Here is a 215-nt window from a genome sequence, read left to right as displayed (position 1 = left end):
GAACCTGTAGCCCCGCAAAGATCGGATAGTGTCGTATAATCGTTCGACCAGGTTACATTAGAGCAATCATCGGAAGATGAAGCACCACCGTTAGCATTTAGCCAAGCCTGAAGTTGATTGGTATTTCCATTACCGTCACATTCTACCGTCATATCGTTAGCAACTGCATCGATAGTCGGCGCCGTAGTATCCTCAATGGTAAAGGTAGCGGAAGT

At 46.5% G+C, this 215-nt stretch carries 1 protein-coding gene; it reads right to left on the bottom strand.

All coding sequences use genetic code 11. The annotated features are described in order from the left end of the window. Positions 1-215: hypothetical protein (locus NHF50_RS15640; RefSeq protein ID WP_252777369.1), on the bottom strand; the 215-nt coding region annotated here is incomplete at both ends.

The sequence above is a fragment of the Flavobacterium sp. NRK F10 genome, assembly GCF_024054235.1.
GTDB lineage: Bacteria > Bacteroidota > Bacteroidia > Flavobacteriales > Flavobacteriaceae > Flavobacterium > Flavobacterium sediminis.
Note: the sequence above shows the minus strand (reverse complement) of the source record. Positions and strands in the feature narration are given on the sequence as shown.